Here is a 25311-nt window from a genome sequence, read left to right on the forward strand (position 1 = left end):
GGCTTCGAGCCTAGCAGCCGCCGACGGTCCGCGCCTGTCCCGATCTGGCCTCAGATCGACTCGTCTTCGCGCTTGACCAGTGTCCAGCACGGCTTCTGCGCGAAGGTGTAGGTCTGCTGGTCGCTGCTGTCCGGCGTGCGGATCTGCACCTGCATCTGCCCATCAGCCACGGCCGTCACCTGCATCTCCCTGCCCTGCCCGGCCAGCCCGGCTGGATCGGGCATCACCGGCCATTCGACATCGGCCAATGCCACTGGGCGTTCCACTGTGCGCGGCTCAGGCTCGGCGCCAGCGTCAACGTAGCTGTCCAGCAGCGGATCGGCGGTTGCCTTTTCCTGCAGGGTGATCTCGTTGCCGAAGTGCTTCAGGAAGGTATCGAACGTGGGATGGGGGCACGCCGCGGTCGCCACGGCGGGCGCTGCTTCCACCGCCGTCGCTGTGCTGGCAGGTGCCGCTGCAGGGGCCGGGGCTTCAGCAGGCGCTGGCTGCGGCACAGGCGTGCAGGCGGACAGCGCAAGGCCAAGGGCGGGTGTCAGCAGCGCAAGGGAACGGCGGGGCTTCATGGGATCGTCCTGATTCCGGTCTGGTCGCGCCATCCTATCCTGCCGCCTACAATCGCGCCTTCCCGCCTGTTCGAGATGCCCATGCGCCGCCTCCTGCTCCTGATCGGCCTGCTGCTGCCCGCCCTGTGGCCAGCCTTGGCGATGGCCATCGAGGTCCGTGAAGGCGACCTGCTGTTCGTCACCGCGGGTCACGGTGGCCTGAGCGCGGCCATCGACGATGCGACGGGAAAGCAAGGGGCGCCCAGCTTCGACCATGTCGCGCTGGTGGCTTCGGCACCGCAGGGCTGGGAGGTGCTGCATGCCGACGAGAAGGGCTCGCGCCGGCAGACGCTGGACCAGTTCCGCGAAGACGCGCGTAGCAAGCAGCGGCAGGTCGTGGTCTATCGCCTGCGCGCGCCGCCAGGGAATGCCATCACCGATGCGGTGGCCACCGCGCGCACGATGCTGGGCAAGCCGTACAACACCGCCTATGTGTTGAACGACGAAAGCTACTACTGCTCGGACTTCATCGAACGCGCATTCCGTGCGCACCATGTGTTCGCGCTGCAGCCGATGAACTTCCGCAACCCGCAGACCGGTGAGATCTCCCAGCACTGGGTTGATCTGTATCGCGGCATGGGCCTGGACGTACCGCAGGGCCTGCCCGGTACCAACCCCAACGACATGGCCGCAGCGACGGTGCTGCAGCGGATCGGCGTGCTCGAATAAGCGAAGCCCCGCACAGGGCGGGGCTTCGTCGGTGATGGATGGCGGCTGCCAGGATCACTCTTCCTCGTCCTGCCCGCCCTGCTGCTGGTTCTGGTTGCGCTTCTGCTGTTCCTGCTGCTGTTGCTGCTGCTGGTCGCGGCCGCGCCCCTGCTGCTGATCCTGCTGGTTCTGCTGGCCCTGCTGCTTCTGGTTCGGGTTCTGGTTCTGCTGTGCCATGTCCGATCTCCAAATGCCACGCGCGGAATGCGGTGGACGGGGCCATCGTCGGCAGCGATTGGTTAACCATGCGTTGTGAGCGGGCTACACCGATGTGTACGCGCGTGAATGAACCGGCGCCAGCCCTTGCGGCACAAGCCACTGAAGGATTCATGCGGGTTTGGCATGTGGTCATGCTGCAGCCGGAAACGAACGCATTCAGCAGCCTGCACCGGCGTAGCGCGCGCAGAGGGGCCTGCCCCTTCGGTCCCGTCTGCAGAGCACGCAGGCAGGTTTCCGGATCGAGCGCGGGCTCGGCGCTGCACCCGCTACGGCATCACCGGCGGCACATAGACCAGGGTCATCCCCAGCAGCCACAGCAATCCCAGCACCAGCGGGATGTGCACCAGCAGCTGGATGAAGGTGAAGCCGACGATGTCGCGGGCCTTCAGGCCGAGCACGCCCAGCAGCGGCAGCATCCAGAACGGATTGATCAGGTTCGGCAGCGCTTCGGCAGCGTTGTAGACCTGCACCGCCCAGCCCAGGTGCGCCTTCAGCTCGTTCGCAGCCTGCATCACGTACGGCGCTTCGATGATCCACTTGCCGCCACCGGACGGTACGAAGAAGCCCAGCACCGCCGAGTACACGCCCATCACCAGCGCGAAGCTTTCGGTGCTGGCCACGTGCACGAACAGGCTCGACAGCCGATGCGCCAGCGTCTCGCCATCACCACCGGCGGCATGGGTGAGGATCATGGCGATGCCACCGTACAGCGGGAACTGGATCAGCACACCGGTGGTGCTGGGTACCGCCTTGGCCACCGCGTTGAGGAAGCTGCGCGGGCGCCAGTGCAACAGCAGGCCCAGCGAGATGAACATGAAGTTGTAGGTGTTGAGGTTGGCAATGGCGCTGACCAACGGCTTGTTGGCGAACTCGTTGAACAGCCAGCCGAAGGCCAGCAGCGAAAGCAGCACGGTCAACAACGGGCTGTATTCCAGCCATTCGCCCGGGCGCGTGCGGCGCTGCAGCGGCTCCGGTTCGGCCTGCGCGGCACCCGGGAAATCCTCGGCGGTGCGCGCACTGCCGGCGGCCGGAGCGGTCCACCAGGCGATCAACAACGAGACCAGGATCAACACGGCGGTCAGCACAATCGACTGCCACAGGAAGATGGTTTCGGTGAACGGCAGTACGCCGGTGATCTCCACCAGCCCCGGCGGCATGCTGGCCGGATTGGCCTGCAGCTGCGCGGCCGACGAACTCAGGCCCATCGCCCATACCGCGCCCAGCCCCAGATAGGCCGAGGCACCGGCAGCACGGTAGTCCATGCGCAGCTCGGTGCGGCGGGCCAGCGCGCGCACCAGCAGGCCACCGAACACCAGCGAGAAGCCCCAGCTGAGCAGCGAGGCCAGCATGCTGACCAGGCCGACGTACACCACTGCGCCGCGACCGGTGCGCGGTACGCGGGCGAGGAAGTCGATGAAGCGCGCCACCACCGGCGCAGTGGCCAGGGCATAGCCACCGATGACCACGAAGGCCATCTGCATGGTGAAGGGAATCAGGCTCCAGAAGCCGTCGCCGAAGGCGCTGGCGGTGGCCTGTGGGGTGGCACCAAAGCCCATCGCCGCCACCGCGACGATGACCACGCCCAGCACCGCGAACACATAGGCATCGGGGAACCATTTTTCCGCCCAGGCGGCCGAACGCAACGCTGCGCGCGCCATCCAGCCGTCCTGCACTGCTGCCGTCGAAGCCATCACCTACCCTCCCAGGTTCGATGACCTGATTCTGGGCGGTGGGGTGCGGGCTGTCTGCCACCTATTGGTCGTAGGTGGCAGGATGCCCGGCGCTGTGCGCCGCCGCCCGAGCATGGGCTCGGGCGCTACGCACAATCCGTGTAGAGCCGAGCCCACGCTCGGCTGCGCTTCTCAACGCAGCGCCAGATCCACGGCGATACCGGCAAACAGCGCGGCACCCACCCAGTTGTTGTGCAGGAAGGCCTTGAAGCACGGCCCACGCTCGCGGTTGCGGCAGATCCAGAATTCGTAGATCACCAGCAGCGTCGCCACCGCTACGCCGGCCAGGTAGTACCCGCCCAGCCCGCCGCGCACGCCCACCAGCGCCATCGTGGCCAGGAACAGTGCGTACAGCACGCCCTGGATGACCAGGTCCAGGTCGCCGAACAGGATCGCGGTGGAGTGCGAGCCCATCTTCAGGTCGTCTTCGCGGTCGACCATGGCGTACCAGGTGTCGTAGGCGGTGGACCACAGGATGTTGCCGGCATACAGCAGCCAGCCCAGCAGCGGCACCTCGCCCTGCACGGCCGCGAAGGCCATCGGAATGCCCCAGCCGAACGACATGCCCAGATAGACCTGCGGCAGATGCGTATAGCGCTTCAGGTAGGGATAGCTGGCGGCCAGGAACACGCCGATGAAGCTGAGGGCGATGGTCAGGCCGTTCAGGGTCAACACCAGGCCGAAGGCCACCAGCATCAGCACCGCGAACAGTGCCAGCGCCGCACGGCCGCTGATCGCACCGGTCGCCAGCGGCCGCGCCTTGGTGCGCTCGACGTGCGGGTCGAGCCAGCGATCGGCGTAGTCGTTGATGACGCAACCGGCCGAGCGGGTCAGCCAGACGCCCGCGGTGAACACGAACAGGGTCCACAGCGGCGGCAGCCCGCCAGCAGCCAGCCACAACGCCCACCAGGTGGGCCACAGCAGCAGCAGCGTGCCGATCGGGCGATCGGCGCGCATCAGACTCCAGTAATGACGCCAGCGCGGCGTCGGCGCCGGATGCGGCGCGGAAAGAGGGGTATCAGCCATGACACTAGGATACTCCTGTGCCTTCTGAGCGACTTTGCCGCCGGGGGGAGATTTGTGCGGCGAAACTGGATAGAATGCCCATCCCGCACCGCCTCATTGCGTTGCGATGCCCGCCCCGGCCCTGGCCGACGGCGCGGCGGTTCCACCACGCGCTCGTAGCTCAGCCGGATAGAGTAGTGGCTTCCGAAGCCATTGGTCGGGGGTTCGAATCCCTCCGGGCGCGCCATCTTCCCTCAGTCTTCGCCCCTGCCTGCCACCACGGCGTGGCGCGCTGGTCGTGGCTTCATTCGGCTTCCCGATCCCCCGCTGCGGCTCCGTTGACGCCAGGCTGGAAGGGAACCGAGCGGTGGGCGCAGCCGTGCACGTCGCGGACGATGATCGAGAATTCCTCCCCAGCGCTGATCGCGCCGGGCAGAAACGCGCCGTCGCCGTCGAACAGCACCGTCATTGCCTCGCCAGGGGCGATCGACAGCCGTGCCGCCGGAGGCGCAACTTCTTCGAGGATGACATTGAAGGACCGCCACGCCTGTTCGCCAATCCGGCGAACCTCTGCGGTGGCTGTCCTGGCATACAGGCGTCTGTCGGCGCTGGCCAGCAACAGCTGCAGTGGCCGAGAACCATGCGGATTGATCTGGAAGCGGCCGAAGGTCATGCCATCCACCCGTGCGATGCCGGCATAGGTGATGACGACTGTCGGGCATGAGTCCGCGCGTGGTTCTTGGGCGGCGCATGCGGTCAGGCCAATGGCCAGACAGAGGACGAGATGCCTGGTCACGCTGCAGATCCTCCATTGATGTTCCGCGTGCCGCCTACCGGATGATCCGGCAGCGACGGCAGGGCACCTGCACACTGCCGCTGCTCGACTCTTCAGCGCACTACAGCGCCGCCGAGCATCGGCCGAAGACGTTGGCGGGCTTCTCCCGCAGGCTCACAGCAACCACCCGGTGCTTCTGCTCGCCGCACCCACCCATGACCCCATACATGAGGAGAAGTCCCTTGTCGTTGATGTAGCCGATGAACTTGCCATTGCCTTCATCCGAAGCGGCCCTGACGAGATAGACGCTCTCCCCGGGTGCTGGCTTCAGGCCACTCAACGGCATTGAACCGATCTTCCCTTCAATCTCTGATGCCGATACCACGACCAGTGAATTCTTCCACATCCACTCCGCAATGGCGGCTTCACTGGCCGGATCAAGTGTGGAAATGCGGTCAAGCGGCAGAGTCGTTGAATTGCCAGGGAAGATCGCATCGGATGAAACATCTACCCAGTCCGATCTCCATTCCGTGTGTTGAAACTGGTTGATGCTGCAGCCTCCCAGCATTGGCAAGAGCAGCAGCGCTGCGCGCAAAACTCCAGCCATCGGCGTTGCTGGGGTACCCCGAATCCTCCTGCGCTTGCCGCGCCACAGACCGGTCAGATACCCGCTGGCGGGTGGGCCCACCCCATCGGGATTACAGGCTGATGCCCGGGCACCGGACGCCTCACTCATACTGTTCCACTCCCAACTTTCTACATCGGCCATCACTGCGGATCGACTTGCCAACTCATGGCCAGGATGTCTAGTGAACTGCCGGTGGTGCAGGTTTCGATGCGGAAGCACTGAAGTTCTGGCAGCAACACCCCCGAGGCCGCCCAGCGCTGTCTGCAGTCGGCCAGTACCTCGCTTCCATCATCGACATACGCACGCTCGATCGTGTCCTCACCCAGCACTCCGAAGTTGAGCGCCAATCGAGCGCCGCGGCATTCAACGAAGGTCACCTGCTCGTTACGTCCGTCGGGCCAGCGCACGTGGACCACTACTTCATCCTGATTACCCGGATTGCTGCGATCAACGGACACCGCAACCAAGGTGGCGTCCGACCAGGGCAGTTCGTTGAACTCAAGGATCATGCGTGGAGGCCTGCTTCTTGGCACGTACGTAGCTTCGATCTGGATCCACCTTGTCACGGCAGATCGTTCCTCGCGCATGCATCGCCATCGCTGGTACGTGGCATAGCAGAAGCGCGGTTACCCAGAGCGCGGCCATCGCCATCCACTGCTGCTCCATGTAGGCCCATATCAGCGGCAAGCCCGCGATCAGCCCGATGAATTGCGTGTATAGCAAGAACAGAAGATACACGCCGATTGATGGGTGTGAACGAAGCACGATCCCACAGCCTCGACAGAGCTTTTTCGGCCGACGCGCGAGTGCCGAAAGGATCGAAAAGCGCTGCCGATCGGCGGCGCACATGGGGCAGGCAAAGGTGAACAAGCGCATCAGACACCCTTTGTGCCGTTCTGCACGTTCAACCGTCATGCAATTTCCTTGCTAGGCGCCGGCGGACTGAACACACGGCGGTACCAATAGGTGTCACTACGCCTGAACCAGGTCGAGAAGGCTTCTGAATCGAACACCCTGAGCTGTTTCATGGCAATACGGTAGCGCTGGAAGAAAGCCAATATGTCGCGCAGCGCCTCGGCATCCACCCGTCGCCTATCGACCTGGATGTAGATGACCCGGCCCCGGCCAACCACGTCGATGACGCACTCCATCTGATCCAGCCAGCCGAAGAAATGCGCTTCGTCCCGTGGCGAATAGAACACCACACTATCGGCCTGTAGTTCCACCTTCTCCATTTTCATTGCGTGACCCTCTCCAGTCGAACGATTGCAGTTACCACAACTCTTGCCGGCTCCGCACCATGTGGGTGCCAGCTCACCGAAGATCCGTACTCACTGCGATGCTTCCAGATCGTGGGCGCTCATCGGTGGGTGTCGTCAGCGTCGTCCACACTCGGGAACTCCCCCCGCGCGCTGGGAATCAGCCTGACCGGGCGGCACGCTGTACTCGCCGCCAGACCTCGTCCGACATGGAGTTCTTCCACGTCCGGCCAAGCAGCTCACGAAAAGAAGCGTCCTGCTTTGCCAAGCTCTCCAGCCTCTCGATCTCTGCCTCGCCATGGGCCACCAAGTAGTCCTCCAATGGTCCAGCTGCGAGATTGGATAGTAGAGGTGCATCCACATCCATCTGCCTGACGGCCTCAATGAATTCCCATCCTCCGTCGGCATCCCGCTGAATGATGTCATCGACAACATCCAGCACCTGCATGTGCGATTGCCGCTCACTGGCGCCCATGGGAAGTCGATTGAACTGAACCCATGCTTCGGCGATCTTCTGCGGTCCACCATGCGGCTTTCCGGCTGATTCAATACCTCTATTTCGATGCATCCCAGATTTTCCCGGTTGAGAGGCCAAGCGAACAGCTTCACCCCGCCACAGGAGGATAGATTTCAACTGAGACACCAAGGCTCAGTTCAACAATTCTTTTGAGCAGGCTGTGATCAAGCTCAAAACCTCCCAACGCTTCCGTAAAGAGACTTACATAGAACTCCGCCTTCCCGCCGCCACCAACAATCTCATCCAAGAACCGAGCCTTGGCGGACAGCACATCGCACCACCTACGCAGCTCCTCGTCCAACTCAACACTCGCCTTGCTCACGAGCTGCATTGAAACGTACGTTTCGTCGTACAGGCCTCCATCCGAAGATGGCGGGCGTGGATCGCCCACTGTCCTTGAGAATCTGGGCGTCAGACCGAACTCCAACGCGATATCAGACGCCCGCATGGAGGGGTGCCAGATCCGCAGGGAAATATTCGTTACTTGAATAGACATGAGAGGCCTGGAAGGGTTCCGCTAAATGCTGAGTACCATCTGCAACCCGTTCTGCAAAACGATCTTCGCACGATCGAGGTCACGTCTGGAGATGGAGACAGACGCCAGCCCAACGGTTCGAGCGATATCGCATTGCGAGAAGAATGCGTCATACGTATCCATCATATCGGCGTGAAAAATCTTCCGCGGAGATTTTGCTACCACCCTGAAGAGATCCGTCATGAAATTCCAAGCATCAATAACAGCGTCTGGGCTAACTCCAACTCCAGAATCGACCGAAGATATCAAGGACTCGACGTCGAGCAGCGATTCACCCTCCCAGTCCAGAGCCCCATCGCAAGCAGCGACCTCGTGGTCAAGGCCCTCCTTACTGCCAGCCGACACAGGGCTCCCTTTTTTCGAAAGCACATGATCATAATCATCGGACACCCACGCAAACCAGACGATCCTCCCATGCGCAGCAATCCCAACCGGATATATATCAGCCATCACATCCCCTGCCAAAGTGTCACAATCATCCCTGACCTCTTCTGGAATTTCGTCCACCAGAGGATCTTGACTGAAATTGAAGAAGAACTTGTCAAACAATACCGGCTCGTCGCCACCCGGAGTGAAATGGGTTTTCGCATGCTCCTTATAGCTTGCTCACGCTTGCCCCCTGCCCTTTGCCCGGATCCTAACCAAGTTCCTCGCATACTCGCTGGGCACGCTCAGCAGGTGTCTCCGCAAGCGGCAGTTCAAACGCCACACCATCCCCGTCCAGGTCATTGGACGGCGCTTGATCGCCAAATACCTCAATCTTTTTGCTCCACTCCCAGGTCGCGACGTCGCGCGCAGGGTCGATCACCACACGCTGTGTACCCAAGTGATCGGGCTGGATGTACGCCAGTTCCAGCATGCCCGCTGCGGCCACATTGATCAGCGTCGCCAGATAGTTGTCCAACCAGATCACCTGATAGGCAAGGGTTTTGCCATTGATGCTGGCAGTGTTGCCCGCAGCGTCCTCGTTACGCGCTACGCCATCCACGGCAATAAGGCGCCGACTCTCTTGACCACCGCCGGCGAGGGCAGGCCGGCAGACCTGCCCTTGTCCACACAACACCGTCGCCTCGACCAGAACAATTCTGGCAGGAGGACGGGGCTACATCGAGCTACTCAAGTTCCTGCGTGCCCTCTGCCTTCTGAGCACTCCATCTCCGCAGTTCCCTGCGCAGCACGCGCGAGTAGCCTGCACGATCCAGTGCTCCCAACTGTGCCAATGGGACACGATACCTGCTGAAGACCGCAACGATTTCCCATACCTCGTCTTCTAGAACCGCATTTTGGTCGAGGCCAATATAAATGGTACCTCCCCTACCAACCACGTTATTTATGCAGCCTATTCGGCCAATCCACTCAAAGAAGAAATCCTCATCCTGTTGAGAAAAGAAATAGACGCTCTTGGCCTCAAGCTCCATACGTACTCACCGCTCACCTAATCAGTCCACCTGGATAGACATTCTTGTATCGCTTTGGATTTCGCTTGCTCTGCACATCCCAGTGCGGCCCACCGTGAGGCTTCCCAGCTGAATCGGTAGCTGGACCGGTCGGCACCCATGCGTCACCTGCACTGTCCTCTCAGCCATACCCTCTACCCTTTGGTGCGCGCACCCATTTCGGGCAATCTTTCCGGGGCAATACCCTTCAGACCCACCTGGCAAGCCCGGTGCTTTCGCGCCGTTTGGATCGCGGGCATCTTTGGGCTCCCGGATGTACGCCTGCTCCGGCACGCCCGCAGCTGACGCCTGGATCAACGCTACCGGATAGTTGTGCATCCAGATAGCCTGCCGCACCTGCCCGGTGCAGCCGAATGGTTGCCGACCCACCACCCGCCTTCGTCATAGACCGTGACCTGCGCATCGCCACTGACCGGCGAGCGCAGCACGCACTCGCTGCGGTTGTTGTAGCTGTAACTCTCCACTACAGCAGCGCCCTGCTTCACCACATTCATGCGGTTGGCATCGTTGTAGACAAACGTCTTGCTGCCAATGCTGGTGGTATTACCCGCGGCATCCTGGTTGCGCGCCGGCCGTCCACGGCAATCAGGCGATGGCTGCCAGCCGGATAGGTGTAGCTTGCGGTCCCCGCCGAGATGGTCAGCGACGTGCGTTCGCCGGTGGCGTCGTAGCCATAGGTTTCAATCGGCGTGCCCGTCGCGCCGTCCTGGGTCTGGGTCAGGCGGCTCAGCGCGTCATAAGCGTACTTGGCCAGCACCATCGATTCAGTGCCATTCTTCAACTCGGTGATCGAACCGACGGAATCATGGCCATCCCATCAGAAATGACGACCATCATTTCGGATCAATTATTTTTCCCGACTTTGTTATCCATACCAAGGGCCCGCCCAAAACGTAAAGGACAGCTTTCAACACCTCGGCGATCTTCTGACGCCTGCTCAAGGCAACGCTCGCTGAATAATTCTCACGAATAGCGTACCTCCTGCGTGCGATGTCAGCCCTGAAATCGCTTTGCGATCCAAAACTATTCGCTTCGATTTACTAGCCGTCAACCTCGTCCATTCGTCGAGCAACAGCCAAGCTCATAACTCTTCCAGGGACGATCAGCAGCAGCACATACCCACTCAAAAGGAACGGTATGGCTTGCCTCTCAATACCCCCTTGGAATCCGGACGCAACAACAACCAGCGTCCCAGCCACCCCGATCGCGGTTATCCATCGCTTTGATAATGCTACATCTCTTTCGTGCTCGACCCCATTTATCAGCGGAGCCACACCTTTCAGTACCAGGTACATCACAACCAAGTTCAGCATCGACCCAGCGATAATGAGAATGCACAACCTCCAACCTGTCGAAGGTGGAAGCAGCACGCTCATGAAATCAAGCGAAGCCAGGACGAAGCATATCTTCAATCGGCTCTTTGTACTCATCCTCATCTGACCTTGCACCAGCACTCCCCATCCGCTTCGGCGAACTTCAGCGCTTCGACGCCCAACCTCCCCTCGATACTGTTCAGAACCAGCGGAAATCTTCGCTCATCTGCATGCTGAAGGTGATACGAGGAATGGCTGGAAATTATCATTTGCATATTTCTCTAGCTCTGGCGAGAACGGCCGAACTTCCCCGTTCGACCTCAAGCTTCCGAACCAACTCGGAACATTCAGGACGGGCCCCAGTCTTCGCCCCATAGATCACGAGTTCACCAGCCCTATCTACTCCATCCAAATAAAGCACTGCGCAATCACCGGTAATCATACCAATGCGCAGCGCACGAACACTCTCAGTGCTAGCGCTTGGACTGGCCTCACCCTCGCACATCCCACCGTAGTATGCACTGCTCAGTTCAGCGTAGATGGGCTTTGTCTGCAGTTCTCCCAAACGACCATTGTCACATCCGCCCAAAACCATCCCTCCGATTAAGGCCAGGAAAAATGAGCGCGTCCAGCCACATCCGGGACGGCCTCTAACATGTGCACCATAGATCAGAAGCCCATCAGTTCGATCCACTCCAGACAAGCAGCGGACAGCGCGGCCGCTGGCGAGAATACGGGCCAAGGTGCAATAGGAAGAGAGCGATCGCAGCGCGCTACTCGGGATAGGGCAGCAATACAGACGGGACCTCCAATCGTCGCGACTAGTCACTATCGCCTCACTGAAATAGCAGCAGCAATGATGGCATCCTCCTGGTTCGAGCCGAGATGCATCTGGCATAGATGGAAGACGTCAGCGTCCCTGTACAACGACTGACCTCGCGTGAATAATAATTGCAGGCATAGTCAGCAGTAGCAAATACAGCAAGGTCAGCGCGGTAGCGCTTATCCATTGCCCCCCCCACAAAGGAAAAAATAACTGGAAGAGCAAGCACAAGCGTCAACCCGTTTGCATAGAAGATGAATGCAACGTAAGAGAGCTCACTTAAGCCGGATTCAATCGTACTGCCACAATGACTGCAGATAGTTTTAGGCCTCCTTTCCAGGCAGCCAAGCACCGAAAATCTCTGACCTTCTGTGCCACAGGCAGTACAAGAGAACGATAACAGTCGCATCATTTGCAAACCTCCTCTCCAACAACGGCCGCCGCAGCCACAGCTTGCGGATTTTGATGTGCCGCCTTGAAACCGGATCCATAGGCAGCAAGCGCAGAGACCGAAAGGCCAACAGGATAAGAGTAAATCATGCTAACCGCCCCACCCGAAGCAATTCGGCTTGCTGTCTGCACTGGATACTTTGACGCCACCGCACCGACAGCAATTGCACTTTGCTGGGGATGTGCTCTTACCTGATCCCATACAACACCCATCTGAGCATTCGTGTCTATCGCTTGCTGCAGCGGAGTCTGCCCAAGCAGACCCGCCTGAGCCGCCAATGCCGTACCGCCCCAAGCGACGCCCGTAATGTAACTCGATACACCATCGGCGACCTGTCCGACTACTCCTTTGCTTGGCAGTTGACTTCTGATTTGGCTGAAAGTCGCCGACAGGCACTCGCAATCCTTGAGACCTGATGGATCAACTGCACCCAGAGGCCCCCCTCGCACATAGCTGAAGGTACTTATTCCCCCGTCCAGCCCAATCGGATCACTCTGCGAGTACCGCCCCACCGCCGGGTCATACTCGCGCTGGTAGTTGTAGAACAGCCCACTCGCATCCGTCGCCTGCTGGCCCGGGAAGCGCAGCGCCAGATCAAACACCACACCATCCCCATCGGGGTCATTGGCCGGTACCTGTTCGCCAAACACCTCACTCCTGTTGCTCCACTCCCAAATCACGACATCGCGCACGGGGTCGATCACCACACGCGGTGTACACAGATGATCGGGCTGGATGTAGGCCAGTTCCGGCACGCCCATGGTGGTGTCTGGATCAACGCCACCGGGTAGTTGTCCAGGTGGTTGCCGGTGGCACAGCCCGCACCGCTCTTCAATCAGGAGGCCGTTGCGGCCGATCCAGCCTATCTCAAGGCCAACTCCGCGCAGTTTGGCCTCAAAACTGGCACTACCCATTCCCTACAGGCCGGCAGAGGACAGCCTCTAGCTCCTCATCATTGCGACGATTCCACAGGTATTGCCGCTGACCATCCGACCCCATCATTATTATTTCATGAGAATTTTTACGAACATCCTGCAGAGGAGCTGAAGGGGCATTGCACCTGTAGTAAAGAGCGATGCTGGGCGGCAGATTAGCTGCAAAGCCAAGCGAATCACGAATCAGAGGCGCGAGGTCTTTGCCAATCTTTAACATCCCATTTTCATTGATGTAGCGCATCGAATAGTTTGTATCATATGAAATATAGTAGAGGCCTGCCTCAGCATTCGACCGAATATGAATAGAGGAGGCATCCTCAGGAATAGCTACAACCTTTGCGACAGACAGGTCGCCTTCGTTAAATATTTTTGAGAGCGAATCATAGCTTCGCCCCGCGTCGCTGCAGCCAGAAATAGCGATTGCAAAAATCGATACAGAAAATACTAATCTCTTTGATTTATTCTTCACCTTCCCACTCCGGAATGTAGTTCTTCAGGAAAACACGAGACGACACCGGAACATAGCTGGCACAACGCTCTGCGCAATTTTCACCCAATTTACACGCGGCTCCGTGACGATTTGCGGCCATATCTCCAGAGTTATCTCTCTGCATCTCTGAGTGACTCCTTCTACGGCCGTCTCCGTAGAGACCGACTCGGCCCGCATAGTAGTCCTTCACTTCTTTCAGTGCCATTAGCTCCAACACCACTCGGGGATTGCTTGTTACTTGAGTTGCTCGACAAGCCGCCAAACAATGATAGAACTGATCTGAACCGGTTATGCTCCTCGACTTCATCTCGGAGTTATAGTTTGAAAGCATCCTGCCCGCGACGAGCGCATCACCGATGTCTGTTGCTGGTAGTGCCTCAGGCTGTTTCATTCGATATTTTTCAAACTGGAACTGCCCAGACTCCAAACCCAACATGTCTAGATTTGAATTTGGATTCGACTCGACATATGAGTATGTCGATATGCCTGCGTCCAACCCAATCGGATCACTCTGGGAATACCGCCCCACCGCCGGGTCGTACTCGCGCTGGTAGTTGTAGAACAGCCCACTCGCATCCGTCGCCTGCTGGCCTGGGAAGCGCAGTGCCAGATCAAACGCCACACCGTCCCCGTCCGGGTCTTTGGCCGGTGCCTGATCGCCAAACACCTCACTTTTGTTGCTCCACTCCCAGATCGCGACATCGCGCACAGGGTCGATCACTACACGCGGCGTACCCAGGTGATCGGGCTGGATGTACGCCAGCTCCGGCACGCCCGTGCCTGGTGTCTGGATCAACGCCACCGGGTAGTTGTCCAGCCAGATCACCTGCTGCTGCGCTTGCCCGGTCGCCGAGTAGTTGCCGATCCATTGGCCGCCTTCGTCATAGACCGAGATCTGAGCATCCCCGCCAGCCGGGCTGCGCAGCACGCGCTCACCGCGATGGTTGTAACCATAGCTCTCCACCACAGCATCGCCCTGCTTCACCGCATTCATGCGGTTGGCGTCGTTGTAGGCGAATGTCTTGCTGCCAATGCTGGTGGTGTTGCCTGCGGCGTCCTGGTTGCGCGCCTGACCATCCACGGCAATCAGGCGGTGGCTGTCTGCCGGATAGGTATAGCTAGCTGCCTAAGACGACGTGGTCAGTGAGGTGGGTAGCCATAGGTTTCGATCGGTGTGCCGGTAGTACAGTCCCGGGGCTTGGTCAGTTGCCGCGGTGCACCACGGATATCGCTGAACATCATAGGACGCTAGCTGCCTCGCATCTTCTTCAAGAACTCAGCAGCAGTCTCATCTCCCTTCTCAGCTGAGAGCATGATCCACGAGATCGCTTCGTCATGCTTGCTATCCACACCTATTCCATGGAAAAGCGCCAACCCATATTCATACATTGCGGGAGGATATCCAGCATTCGCCGCCAGCTTAAAGTACTGGGCTGCTTCCACGGCATCTACATTCACAAAGTCTCCGAATTGCAGATAGCAGCCGAGCCTATATTGCGCGGGGGCATACCCTTTCGCTGCTGAGAGTTCAACCTCAGCCAAGCTTCTTAACTCGAACTCATCGATGCTTTCCTGAGGGCGACTAAAGGTCGAAGAAAGAAATATTGCTTCTGCGGAGCCCACCTCAGCGGCACTACGAATCAGTGATGCAGCACCAGCCATGTCTCCGGAATCCAGAAGAACTGAGAAGTCTTCCGAAAGTGCTGTAGGCAAATTACCCATGTGGGATGATCCCCTCTCCGGTGGGGCTTGTACACCTACACTGAATGTGGTGGGTCGACTTGGCACCCAATTTATCCTTCGCGTCCTTCTCAGCCATTTTTTTGCCTCAGACAAGCGACTGCTGAAACCGTAACCGAAAGCAAACTCAGGAAGCGGTTCGCACGGGAAAGAGGTTTGCGCCCGGCCGGAGCCGGCAGACTCATCGATCTCCGTGTCACCAGAGGCATTTGTGCGCCATGATCCATTCCGGCCTCCTATTCAGGCACTACCTCCACAAGCTTCTCAATGAAGCTCACCGGCTGTTCGTCCAAGGTTCCCAATCAGACATATCTCTACTATCAAGTCTAGTTGCCTCTCTTTGCGGTGTCCGGGCAAGACGACCTCGGGCTTTGGGCCGCCCTTAGCTCCCGTATTCCGTCCCGCACATATCCCAGGCGTCCTAAGTGGCATACCTGCAATACGTAGCGAGTCTTGTCGGGATACACATATCCAACAACTGGAACCGGAGTAGTGCTTCTACCAATTACAACGCCACCTTCGACCGAATCATAAATTTCCATTACATCCTCCGGGACAACCTCCCTACCTTGGTTTCCACAGGAAGTGACGATGATTGTTGAGCAAATCAAAATCATGCCAAGCATCAATTTCGTCATTTCGCCCCCTCCTGAATGGTAGATTCATCAGACATCCACCAAAGAAGGTGATTTATTGATTCCGGAAGAATCATATTCATTGGCTGGAGCTCCTTACCAATCTCTCGCATGCAATTCTGCAACGGCGTTCCGCAATTATTTTTTACGGCGCTGTACTTCCCCTGTGGTCTCGCGAGACATTCCGACATTCTTGATTCTTGCTGTGGCGTAAGCTCTATTGTGTGCTTGATTCCAGTCCTAAGATTCAGCTGAGATGAAACGTAATTCGTGCTAATGGAGTTACCCGCAGGACCAAATGAGTAGTCGACACCATTTGAAGTTGTCGAAACGTGCCCGAAAGACGAATGCAGCTTGCCATAGCTCGGCAGCCCTCCCTCATAAGGGAGCGGCATCCACACCCACACATCGACCAAGCCATTTTCATCAACCTTCGAAAGCGGCTTCCCCGAAGCATACAGGTACGTACCAATCCCCCCCTCCAACCCAATCGGATCACTCTGGGAATACCGCCCCACCGCCGGGTCATACTCCCGCTGGTAGTTGTAGAACAGCCCACTCGCATCCGTCGCCTGCTGGCCCGGGAAGCGCAGCGCCAGATCAAACGCCACACCGTCCCCGTCCGGGTCATTGGCCGGTGCCTGATCGCCAAACACCTCACTTTTGTTGCTCCACTCCCAGATCGCGACATCGCGCACAGGGTCGATCACTACACGCGGTGTACCCAGGTGATCGGGCTGGATGTACGCCAGCTCCGGCACGCCCGTGGCTGTTGTCTGGATCAGCGCCACCGGGTAGTTGTCCAGCCAGATCGCCTGTTGCTGCGCCTGCCCGGTCGCCGAGTAGTTGCCGATCCATTGGCCGCCTTCGTCATAGACCGTGATCTGAGCATCCCCGCCAGCCGGGCTGCGCAGCACGCGCTCGCCGCGGTGGTTGTAACCGTAACTCTCCACTACAGCAGCGCCCTGCTTCACCGCATTCATGCGGTTGGCATCGTTGTAGGCAAACGTCTTGCCGCCAATGCTGGTGGTATTGCCCGCGGCGTCCTGGTTGCGCGCCTGACCATCCACGGCAATCAGGCGATGGCTGTCAGCCGGATAGGTGTAGCTGGCGGTCCCGGCCGAGGTGGTCAGTGAGGTACGGTTGCCGGTGGCGTCGTAGCCATAGGTTTCAATCGGCGTACCCGTGGCGCCATCCTGGGTCTGGGTCAGGCGGCCGAGTGTGTCGTAGGCGTATTTGGCCAGCACCTGAGAACCTGCACCGCTCTTCAGCTCGGTGATCGAACCAACGGCATCGTAGCCATAACCCAGTGACAGACCGCCTGCCGCGGGGTCATGCACCGCCTGCGGACGGTAGTCCAGATCCAGCGGGCGCTGCAGTTGGCGCCCATTGCCGTAGGTCCAGCCGGTCGCCGGGCCGAAGGCTGCGTAGGTCACGTTGTTGACCACCACCTGCCGGGTATGTCCAGGGCGGGTCAGGCCAACCTGGTTGATCCGCCCCTGGGCGTCGCGCGCATAGTCGGCAACGCTTCCGTCCGGGTATGTCAACGCGGTCAGGCGACCGGACTTGCTGTAGGCGTAGCGCAGCGTGCTGGCTGCACCATTGATCGTCTGCACCTTGCGGGTGACTTGGCCGAATCGGTCATGGCAGTACACGGTGCTGCCGTTGGCGTGCAGCACCTGACCCAGGCGACCCTTGGCGAAACGCTCGTCACTGGCACATACCGCTGGCGCGGTGTCGTAGTGATAGCCCACGTCCAGGTTGGGATCAGGATAGGCGATACCGACAAGCCGATTGAGCGCGTCGTAGCTGTAGGTGGCAGTCACGCCGCGCGCATCGGTGCGGGTCTTGCGATTGCCAGCGGCGTCAACCGTGAAAGTAGTGTTCCCGCTATCCGGGCTGACCTGTCCGGTCAGATCACCAAAGCCGTTATAGGCGTAGGTGGTGTGCAGGCCCTTGGGATCGGTTACCTGGGTGACCTGATCCAATGCGTTGTAGCTGGAGCGGATCTGCGCAGCAACGCCGCCCACGTCCTGCAGGGACTGCGCCAGCCGGTTCAACGGATCGTACTGCTGGTTCGTCACCCGCTGCAGGGCATCGGTGACCGACTGCGGATTGCCATTGGCGTCGTAGGCAAAGCCGGTGGCGTTGTTGCCGGCATCCTTCAGCGCGGTCAGCTGCCCGAGGGTATTGTAGACACGGGCCAGCGTGCGGCGCAGCGTACCCCCTGCATCGACCGTGTTTTCCTGCAGACGGTTGCCGGCGTTGTCCAAGGTGTAGTGAATGGTGTTGCCCGCACTGTCGGCAATGTCCGTGAGCCGCTGGGCGGCGTCGTAGACATAGGTGACGCTGCTGCCGTCGGGCTCGGTGACCTGCTGCACGTGGCCGGTGGGCCAATAGCTTAGTTGGGTGCTTCGGTCTTCGGCAGTAGTGGCGCCACGCACGGTGATCGACGTCGGCCAGCCACGCGGATGATAGGTGTAGTCGGTCACCACGCCATTGGCATTGCGCACCGATAGTGGGCGCCCCAAGGCATCGTAAGCGAGTGTTTCAACGGTATGGCCCAGCGCACTGGTGATGCTGCGCAGATCGCCCTTACGGAACGCGCAGGCACCGTTGGTCGCACACCCCGGATCATCGGCGGTGTACCAGGCATACCTCACGGTATCGGCCACGTCCGCGCGTGGACCGTCGATGCTTTTCAGCAGGCCTACCTGCGGACAGTCCGGACCTTCGGCTTCACAATAGTTCTGCGTGGTCACGCGGGTCTGGTTGGTCGTTGTATCGCGCACGGTGACGCTGGTCGGCTGCAGGCGCGCGTTGCGGGTGATGCGGGTTTCCTGATTGCCTACCGTCTGCTGCACAACGCGATTACTGTCGAGCGCGACACGCGTCTCGCTGATGCGTTGCTGGGGTGTTCCAGCCGCTTCCGTCGTCGTTGTCACGGCTACTGCACCGGCGGTCGGGTCGCTGGCCTCGGCGTAGGCGTACTGGGTCACCACGCCGCGCCGATCGGTGAGGGACTGCAGGCGACGACGGAAGTCCGTGCCCTCTGGGAGGTAGGTACGACCGGCGGTGCCACTGCTGTCGGTGATGCCATTGACCTTGCGTGGAAGACCGCTGCCATCGGCAGCCGTCAATCCGTAGGTACTCTGCTTACCCAGCGCGTCAGTCACAATGACTGGACCGGTGGCGGTGTAGTCCAGATGAATTCCATCAACACCGACATCCGTTCCGGTGCAGTCACCAGAATGCCGACTGCAGAAGACGCGTCCCTTGTCATCATAGGCGTACCAGCTGTATCGACGATTGTCCTCGGCGGTGATTCCTGTGAGATACGCCGGGAAGCGAGCATCCTCATAGTGATAGCTTCGCGACTCGCCGTCGGCATATGTAGCCGTCGACAGCTCACCTGCGGGCGTATAGGTATAGGCCACCACTATTTGCCCGGAAACCCGCAGGGCGGAGATCAAGGAGTCGTTTCCGGGGACGGCATACTCCATCTGCAGTTGGCGACCAGTGGAATGAGAGATGCCAAGCAACCGCTTCTGCTCGTCATAGGTGTAAACCAGCCAAGTGCCGTCCTCGAAGTCGCGGCGCTCCATCAGCCCGGAAGCGCTGAACACGATGCGCTCGCGCGAGCGCGACATCAGCCAGCTTGCTCCTTGCTGGACGACACGATCCCCACTGCCATCGTTGGACTCGTAGTACGCGCCGCGCTTCGGGAACGCGCCATGTGTGCCATCCTCGCTCAAGAGCCCCACTTTCAGTTCTGTCCCCGGCGGGTAAGTACTGCTGTCAACGCCAAGCGTAAGACGGAGATTGTGCGAGTGCGTCCACCCCGTACCCAGCGCACCGCCGGGCGTGCTTGTCAGCGAGTGATAGTGGCGACGAAAACTGATCCAGCCCAGATCAAAGTCCGGCTCAGGTTGGGTTTTGTCGCCCGTGGTCGGATCGCAGGGATTGCCAGGCGTGTCACACTGTTTGGCGACTGGGGAGCTTGTATACTTGCGCATCAGCGAAAGCGTGCCGGTATCCAGCGAAGGCGGCATCGCACACATACCCTTGGCTGCCTGCCAGGTCATGATGGTGCTGTTGATGTTCGGGCATTTGACTTCACGCTTGCGCTGAAGATAGCGGGTTCCGCCTATCAGCACGCAAGTTGAAGTACTCGGGTTGAGATAGTAGAAGTCAACGGTAGCTCCACCTTGCTCGCCGGTGTTGCTGCCATCCGCGCCCGCACCTGCGCCGCCCCCGGGAATGCCTTCCCAGTCCTCTCCAATTGTTACCTGCGTGATCGGACAGGAAGGTACTTGAGGCACTTCTGCCTTCAAGGCAGCAGACAGTTCTTCTGGAGAGTTGTATTCCTGGGATCCGTAGCTGTACACCCAGTCGGTCTTGATCAGCTTGGCAGGCTTGATCGCATAGTCATAGATCACCTTGCCGGGGAGCGATGCAACACCGCGCACCTCCCAACTGAACGCACCATACTGCTGATAACGCTCATATCGAGCCTCCACATCACGCTGTGCCAGCTTCTCGGTCGCGCGCTTTTGACTCCCCGGCGCCAATGCAAGCCATTCCTTCTTCACCTCCTGCGCCTGCACCGCAGTGGTACCCACGCACCCCAACGCGGCTATCGCCAGCGCTGCGCACGAAAGATCCTTCAATCGCTTCAACATCCCTGTCCTCCATCCTGGGCGGTTACCACGCCGGGAGGAACGAAGGCGCTCGGGCAGCCATTGCCCTTTCCCGCCCTGCTTCGGATCGTCCCTGTTCCGGATTGCGGCGTGGCCGCATGGGGACGTTATCTCCGATGTGGGTTACGTATTCAAGTCATAAAGTTCGGAGTGAGTCGAATTTCAGAGTTTTCTGATGCAGGGGGTGTCGGCAACGCGGCCGAGCGTGGGCTCGGCTCTACAAGGCGAATGCCCCCAGAAACAGAAATGCCGGGCAGTGCCCGGCGTCTCCGTCACAGCGTGGAAGGGTCTAGATCTCAATACTTCCCATCAAACGCAAAAATCGGCTTGCGCTTCTGCCACAGGCCCGCAGTGAAATCCGGGAACTCCAGCGTCTGGAAACTGTTGGCGATCGACTGCTCGCTCAACGGGGTAATCGCGCTCCACGTCACTGCGTCGTAGATGTCGATCGGCATCGGCGCCTTGGCCTTCAGCGCTTCCACGAACGCATGGATCACGAACCAGTCCATGCCACCGTGCCCTGCACTCGCGGCAGTGTCGGCATTCTGCTTCCACAGCGGATGTTCGTACTGGTCCTGATACTTCTTGAATTCTTCCCACTGGTGCGGCGGGCTGCGGCCTTCGATGTGGATCGAATGGTTCACGTCCATCCACAGGCCCTTGGTGCCCTGCACGCGGAAGCCCATCGAATACGGGCGCGGCAGCGAGGTGTCGTGCTGCAGCAGGATGGTCTCGCCGTTCTCGCAGGCCAGCGTGGTGGTGACGATGTCGCCGAGCTTGAACTTCACCTTGGTGCTCGGGTGGGTGGTGCCACCACTCTTGGCCACGGTGTAGTCATGCAGACCGCGTGCCTTGGTGGCGAACGCGTTGATGTGGGTGAAGCGGTTGCCGCGGTTGATGCCGGTATACATCGCGCACGGGCCGATGCCGTGGCTGGGGTAGAGCTCGCCATTGCGCTCCACCGAATGCTCGGTGCGCCAGCGTGCTTCGCTCCAGCCCTTCGGGCCAAACTCCACGCCGCTGTCGTAGGGCTGGTTCGGGTCGCCGGAGTTGAACTTCACCCCGCGCAGGTCGTGCTGATAGCCGGCCTGCAGGTGTACCAGCTCGCCGAACAGGCCCTGCCGCACCATCTGCAGCGCGGCCATCACGTCGCGGCGGTAGCAGACGTTTTCCAGCAGCATGTACGGGGTGCCGGTGGACAGCTGGGTCTTCAGCACGTCCCAGTGGTCCTGCAGGGTGATGCCGGCCACAACCTCACAGCCCACGGCCACGCCGGCCTGCATCGCGGCAATCGCCATCGGTGCGTGGTATTCCCACGGCGTGGCGATGATCACGCCGTCGATGCCCTTCTGCTCCAGCAGGCGCTTCCAGGCATTGATGTCACGATCCTGGCCGTAGGTCTTCGGCGCAGGCTTGCCGGCCTTGCTGACCATCTCGACCGCGCGACCGAGCATGATCGGCTCGATATCGCACAGGGCAACGACTTCCACGTCGTCGCGGCGCACCAGTTCCTTCAACAGCACCAGGCCACGCATGCCGGTGCCGATCACGGCCAGGCGTACCTTGCGGCCACGCGCCCATGCCGGGGTCTGCGGCAGCAGGCTGCTGGCGGCGACAGCGGCACTGGCCGCGATGAATTCCCTACGCTTCATGGCAAACACTCTCCTCTTGAAGGCGCGCCAGCCTCGGCCAGCGCGCCTGGTCACGCAAACGGAATTACTTGAACCGGTAGCCGATGGTCACACTGTAACCACGGCCGAAGATGGTGGCGTAGTCACTGGAGTCACCCAGGAAGCTGTTCGGATCGTAGAACGGCAGGCGGTTGAACAGGTTCTTGACGGTGAAGCTCAGGTTCCAGGCATCGTCCGGGCGCCAGGTGACGCTCATGTTTGCGGTCCACCACGACGGTGCACCATCGCACTTGCTCTTCTGCAGTGCCAGGTAGCCGCCGGTGCAGGTCTCCTTGTTGTTGCTCACTTCGTCGACCTGGTCGGTGGCCCACTTGGTGCCGCCCACGTAGTTGACGAACATGCTGGTGGTGACCTGCTTGTAGGTCCAGTCGGCATTCAGCGTCGCGCGCAGGCGCGGGTTGTTGTAGTAGCCCACCACGTCGCCGTAGAACCAGCCGTTCTGTTCATCCATGTAGAAGCGGTTGCGGTTGGCGATGGTCGCGGCCAGGCCGATGTTCAGCCCGCCCCATTCACCCAGCGAGAAACGGCTGCGCGCATCGATGTCGAAGCCATCGATCAGGGTCTTGCCACGATTCTTGTACTGGCCCACAACGCTGGCCACGTTGCCGGCCGAGTAGCCCGGCAGCGTCCCCGGGCAGCTGACGCCGCTGGCCGGGTCGGCGCACATCGCCGACAGTACGGCCAGATTGGCGCGATCGCTGTCGGTGATCGGCGAACGCGACGACGAGATGATGTCTTCGGCGCGGCGGTAATCCGGGGCGACGATCTCGTTGTCTCGGTAGATGAACCAGTAGTCGGCCGACACCGACAGCCAGGTGGCCGGCTCGTAGACGAAGCCCAGCGTGGCGATCTTCGCCTTCTCCGGCTTCAGGTTCTGGTTCGGCTGGGTCATGCGTGCCACGGTGCGGCTGCAGTCCACGTTGAGCAGGCTCTTGCCCAGGTCGACATCACCGCCGCGCTGCGATTTCAGCAGCAGGTTGGCGATGGCGTTGGTCTCGGCGCAGCGCAGTTCATCGCGGAAGCCGCCCAGCTGCGCGTACACGCCGCCGTTGCCGGACTCGGCCAGGCTGGGGGCGCGGAAGCCGGTGGAATAGGTACCACGCAGCATCAGCTGATCGAAGGCCTGGTACTTGAAGCCGATCTTCGGCGCGACGTTGGCGCTGAAGTTCGGATACTTGTCCACGCGCACCGCGGCATCCAGTTCCAGCTTCTCGGTGATCGGCGCCACCGTTTCAGCGAACAGCGCATAGGTGTTGCGCGCGCCATCGAACCACGAGCCACCCTGCTGGGTGATCAGGCCGGCGGCGGCATCGGCGTTGCCGGGGGTATAGAAGGTTTCGCGGCTGGCGTTGAAGCCGAACGCGGCGCGCATGTCACCGGCCGGCAGCTTGAACAGCGGGCCTTCGATCTTGCCATCCAGGGTATGCAGGCGCGTCCACGACTGGATGTCGAACGTCGGGAAGGCGCCGCGGATCAGTGCGCCGTTGGCCTCGCTGATCTCACCGAACTTGTATGCCGGGTGGTCGGAGATGATCACCCGGCCCGTGCCCGGGTCGATGCTGTACGGACCGAAGGCCTTCTCGAAGCCCTTCACGTTGACGTTGATCGTCTGGTAGGTGGTCGAGTGCGTGCCAGCGGTGGCGAATGCGGTTTCCCAGTTCCAGTCACCGACGTTGCCACGCGCGCCGGTCAGCACGCGGTAGCTCTTGTCGGTGTTGCGCTGGCCGAAGTAGTTGGCGCCCGCGTCCTGCAGCAGGTACTGCAGGCCGACCACGCCACCCATCATGGCCTTCAACTCGGGGCTGGCGTGGTTGTACTCGTTGTTCGGGCCCAGGAACGGATACAGGAACTGGTTGACGTTGTTGCCGGTATCACGCGAGAACCAGCTGGTCGGGTTGCCGGTGGTGGTGCCGTAGCTGCGCGGCGTACCGCCGTTGGCACGCAGGTCGATATCGGTATAGGTGGCCTCGGCGAAGATCTCGGTGCTGTCGCCCACCAGGAAGGTGCCGTTGAGGTAGGCGGTGTTGCGCTCGGACTTGGCACCCGCATCGATCTCGTTGTTCATCCAGGTTTCCCAGACGCAACGCGGGCCGGCGGCTTCACCCTGCAGTACGTTCTGGCAGCCCGGCGCGGCTTCCTGCACGCGACGCCCGGTGACCGGATCGAAGGCGAAGTAGCTGCCCGGGTTGAACTGGCCCGGCTTGCTGCCCACGCCCAGGCGCAGGTTGTTCAGGTAGTTGGGGTTGTTGACGTAGTACTGGTCCGGGCGCTTGTCATAGAAGTCGGCCAGCGGAATCGCGTCACGGCGGTACATGTTCACCGCGCCGTAGATGTTGAAGCGGTTCTCAGTGAGGTCACCGAAGCCGGCGGTGATGCTGGCCTGGCGCTCGCCGTAGGAATCGATGCGCGAGGAGGTGCCGTTGGTGAAGCTGATCTCCGCGCCCTGGAAGTTGCGCTTGGTGATCACGTTGATCACGCCGGCCACTGCGTCGGTGCCGTACACGGCCGAGGCGCCGTCGGTCAGCACTTCCATGCGTTCGATGGCGGCGGCGGGAATCGCATCGATGTTGACGAACTGGGTCTGGAAGCCGGCGGGCGCGCCGTAGTACGACAGGCGACGGCCATTCAACAGCACCAGCGTGCCCTGTGCACCGAGGCCGCGCAGGTTGGCCTGCGACGCGCCGTCCGAGCCGGTGAACAGCGAGCGCGCATCCTGCTGCGCTGGGCGTGCGGCCGGCAGGTTGTCGAGCACCTGCAGCAGCGTGCGCGCACCCATGTTCTGGATGTCCTGCTTGCTGATCACCTGCACCGGCGAGGCGGTTTCAACGTCGGTGCGGCGGATGTTGGAACCAGTGACTTCGATGCGGGCCAGGTCGGTGGCCTTGTCCTTGCTCTCCTGGGCGAAGGCAGGAACGGCGACCGACAGCAGCACGCCGGCAATGGCCAGCGACAGCGGTGCGATCGAACGACAGGGGGGGCGGTGGTGGCGGGCGGGCAACATCGGGGTTCTCTCCTGGCAGGGGTGCGGCGCGAATGGTGGATCGGCGGGCAAAACGCTCCCGGGCCACGGCCCCCACAGTCGTGGTGAAGCCGTAGTC

22 protein-coding genes, 1 tRNA gene and 2 pseudogenes are annotated in these 25311 nt (G+C 60.6%); 2 read left to right on the forward strand and 23 right to left on the reverse strand.

Going from position 1 to position 25311, the window contains the following annotated elements; genetic code table 11:
- Window positions 1–50: 50 nt before the first annotated feature.
- Window positions 51–563, reverse strand: coding sequence for a hypothetical protein (locus QOL57_RS11570; RefSeq protein ID WP_089237547.1), 513 nt, complete (start codon window positions 561–563; stop codon window positions 51–53).
- Between the two features lie 81 nt (window positions 564–644).
- On the opposite strand from QOL57_RS11570, the gene QOL57_RS11575 reads away from it, so the two are divergent.
- Window positions 645–1271, forward strand: a complete 627-nt coding sequence (locus QOL57_RS11575) for a YiiX/YebB-like N1pC/P60 family cysteine hydrolase (protein ID WP_089237549.1) — start codon at window positions 645–647, stop codon at window positions 1269–1271.
- A gap of 54 nt (window positions 1272–1325) precedes the next feature.
- Here the strand turns inward: QOL57_RS11575 and QOL57_RS11580 are convergent, their stop codons facing one another.
- The 3 genes from QOL57_RS11580 to ubiA form a co-directional block, all read right to left on the reverse strand.
- On the reverse strand, window positions 1326–1487 hold the full coding sequence (locus QOL57_RS11580) for a hypothetical protein (RefSeq protein ID WP_164745118.1): 162 nt from the start codon (window positions 1485–1487) through the stop codon (window positions 1326–1328).
- Window positions 1488–1795: 308 nt separating this feature from the next.
- Entirely contained in the window at window positions 1796–3220 is a 1425-nt protein-coding gene (locus QOL57_RS11585; protein ID WP_176429840.1) for a TIGR00366 family protein, read from the reverse strand.
- Window positions 3221–3391: 171 nt separating this feature from the next.
- Window positions 3392–4285: a 4-hydroxybenzoate octaprenyltransferase gene (gene ubiA, locus QOL57_RS11590; protein WP_089237551.1), complete on the reverse strand. Its 894-nt coding sequence runs from the start codon at window positions 4283–4285 to the stop codon at window positions 3392–3394.
- 149 nt (window positions 4286–4434) lie between these two features.
- Here ubiA and QOL57_RS11595 point away from each other — a divergent pair.
- A tRNA-Arg gene (locus tag QOL57_RS11595) sits at window positions 4435–4511 on the forward strand.
- Between the two features lie 57 nt (window positions 4512–4568).
- Here the strand turns inward: QOL57_RS11595 and QOL57_RS11600 are convergent.
- The 19 genes and pseudogenes from QOL57_RS11600 to QOL57_RS11690 form a co-directional block, all read right to left on the reverse strand.
- Window positions 4569–5060: an adhesin gene (locus QOL57_RS11600; protein ID WP_089237553.1), complete on the reverse strand. Its 492-nt coding sequence runs from the start codon at window positions 5058–5060 to the stop codon at window positions 4569–4571.
- A gap of 100 nt (window positions 5061–5160) precedes the next feature.
- Window positions 5161–5646, reverse strand: a complete 486-nt coding sequence (locus QOL57_RS11605; RefSeq protein WP_089237555.1) for a hypothetical protein — start codon at window positions 5644–5646, stop codon at window positions 5161–5163.
- Window positions 5647–5807: 161 nt separating this feature from the next.
- A complete protein-coding gene (locus QOL57_RS11610; protein WP_089237557.1) occupies window positions 5808–6176 on the reverse strand; it encodes a hypothetical protein in 369 nt (122 codons plus the stop codon).
- A complete protein-coding gene (locus QOL57_RS11615; protein ID WP_089237559.1) occupies window positions 6166–6582 on the reverse strand; it encodes a hypothetical protein in 417 nt (138 codons plus the stop codon). The genes QOL57_RS11610 and QOL57_RS11615 overlap by 11 nt, the downstream gene beginning before the upstream one ends.
- Window positions 6579–6908: a hypothetical protein gene (locus tag QOL57_RS11620; RefSeq protein ID WP_089237561.1), complete on the reverse strand. Its 330-nt coding sequence runs from the start codon at window positions 6906–6908 to the stop codon at window positions 6579–6581. Before QOL57_RS11620 ends, QOL57_RS11615 begins: the two co-directional genes overlap by 4 nt.
- A gap of 178 nt (window positions 6909–7086) precedes the next feature.
- Complete coding sequence (locus QOL57_RS11625; protein ID WP_141134227.1) at window positions 7087–7494, reverse strand: DUF6869 domain-containing protein; 408 nt, start codon at window positions 7492–7494, stop codon at window positions 7087–7089.
- Between the two features lie 37 nt (window positions 7495–7531).
- The gene (locus QOL57_RS11630; protein WP_141134228.1) at window positions 7532–7939 is read right to left on the reverse strand and encodes a hypothetical protein; all 408 of its coding nucleotides are present in this window, start codon (window positions 7937–7939) and stop codon (window positions 7532–7534) included.
- A gap of 21 nt (window positions 7940–7960) precedes the next feature.
- Window positions 7961–8527 carry a hypothetical protein gene (locus QOL57_RS11635; RefSeq protein ID WP_244900689.1) on the reverse strand — a complete coding sequence of 189 codons (567 nt, stop codon included), beginning with the start codon at window positions 8525–8527 and terminating at the stop codon, window positions 7961–7963.
- A gap of 88 nt (window positions 8528–8615) precedes the next feature.
- On the reverse strand, window positions 8616–8966 hold the full coding sequence (locus QOL57_RS11640) for a hypothetical protein (protein WP_089237567.1): 351 nt from the start codon (window positions 8964–8966) through the stop codon (window positions 8616–8618).
- 124 nt (window positions 8967–9090) lie between these two features.
- The gene (locus QOL57_RS11645; RefSeq protein WP_089237569.1) at window positions 9091–9396 is read right to left on the reverse strand and encodes a hypothetical protein; all 306 of its coding nucleotides are present in this window, start codon (window positions 9394–9396) and stop codon (window positions 9091–9093) included.
- 288 nt (window positions 9397–9684) lie between these two features.
- A pseudogene (locus QOL57_RS11650) lies at window positions 9685–10253 on the reverse strand (RHS repeat protein); the annotation flags it as partial.
- A gap of 222 nt (window positions 10254–10475) precedes the next feature.
- On the reverse strand, window positions 10476–10811 hold the full coding sequence (locus QOL57_RS11655; protein WP_141134229.1) for a hypothetical protein: 336 nt from the start codon (window positions 10809–10811) through the stop codon (window positions 10476–10478).
- Between the two features lie 1168 nt (window positions 10812–11979).
- Entirely contained in the window at window positions 11980–12936 is a 957-nt protein-coding gene (locus tag QOL57_RS21435) for an RHS repeat-associated core domain-containing protein (protein WP_342351550.1), read from the reverse strand.
- A complete protein-coding gene (locus QOL57_RS11665) occupies window positions 12929–13426 on the reverse strand; it encodes a hypothetical protein (protein WP_141134230.1) in 498 nt (165 codons plus the stop codon). Before QOL57_RS11665 ends, QOL57_RS21435 begins: the two co-directional genes overlap by 8 nt.
- Window positions 13427–13898: 472 nt before the next feature.
- Window positions 13899–14656, reverse strand: a pseudogene (locus QOL57_RS11670) (RHS repeat-associated core domain-containing protein); the annotation flags it as partial.
- Window positions 14657–14695: 39 nt separating this feature from the next.
- Window positions 14696–15169 (reverse strand): tetratricopeptide repeat protein, encoded by a 474-nt coding sequence (locus QOL57_RS11675; protein WP_089237573.1) that lies wholly within the window; start codon window positions 15167–15169, stop codon window positions 14696–14698.
- 652 nt (window positions 15170–15821) lie between these two features.
- Complete coding sequence (locus QOL57_RS11680; RefSeq protein ID WP_089237575.1) at window positions 15822–20504, reverse strand: RHS repeat-associated core domain-containing protein; 4683 nt, start codon at window positions 20502–20504, stop codon at window positions 15822–15824.
- A gap of 314 nt (window positions 20505–20818) precedes the next feature.
- A complete protein-coding gene (locus QOL57_RS11685) occupies window positions 20819–22174 on the reverse strand; it encodes a Gfo/Idh/MocA family oxidoreductase (protein WP_089237577.1) in 1356 nt (451 codons plus the stop codon).
- 64 nt (window positions 22175–22238) lie between these two features.
- Entirely contained in the window at window positions 22239–25214 is a 2976-nt protein-coding gene (locus QOL57_RS11690) for a TonB-dependent receptor (RefSeq protein ID WP_089237579.1), read from the reverse strand.
- Between the last annotated feature and the right edge of the window lie 97 nt (window positions 25215–25311).

The organism is Stenotrophomonas sp. yr243 (genome assembly GCF_900184195.1).
Taxonomy (GTDB): Bacteria; Pseudomonadota; Gammaproteobacteria; order Xanthomonadales; family Xanthomonadaceae; genus Stenotrophomonas; species Stenotrophomonas lactitubi.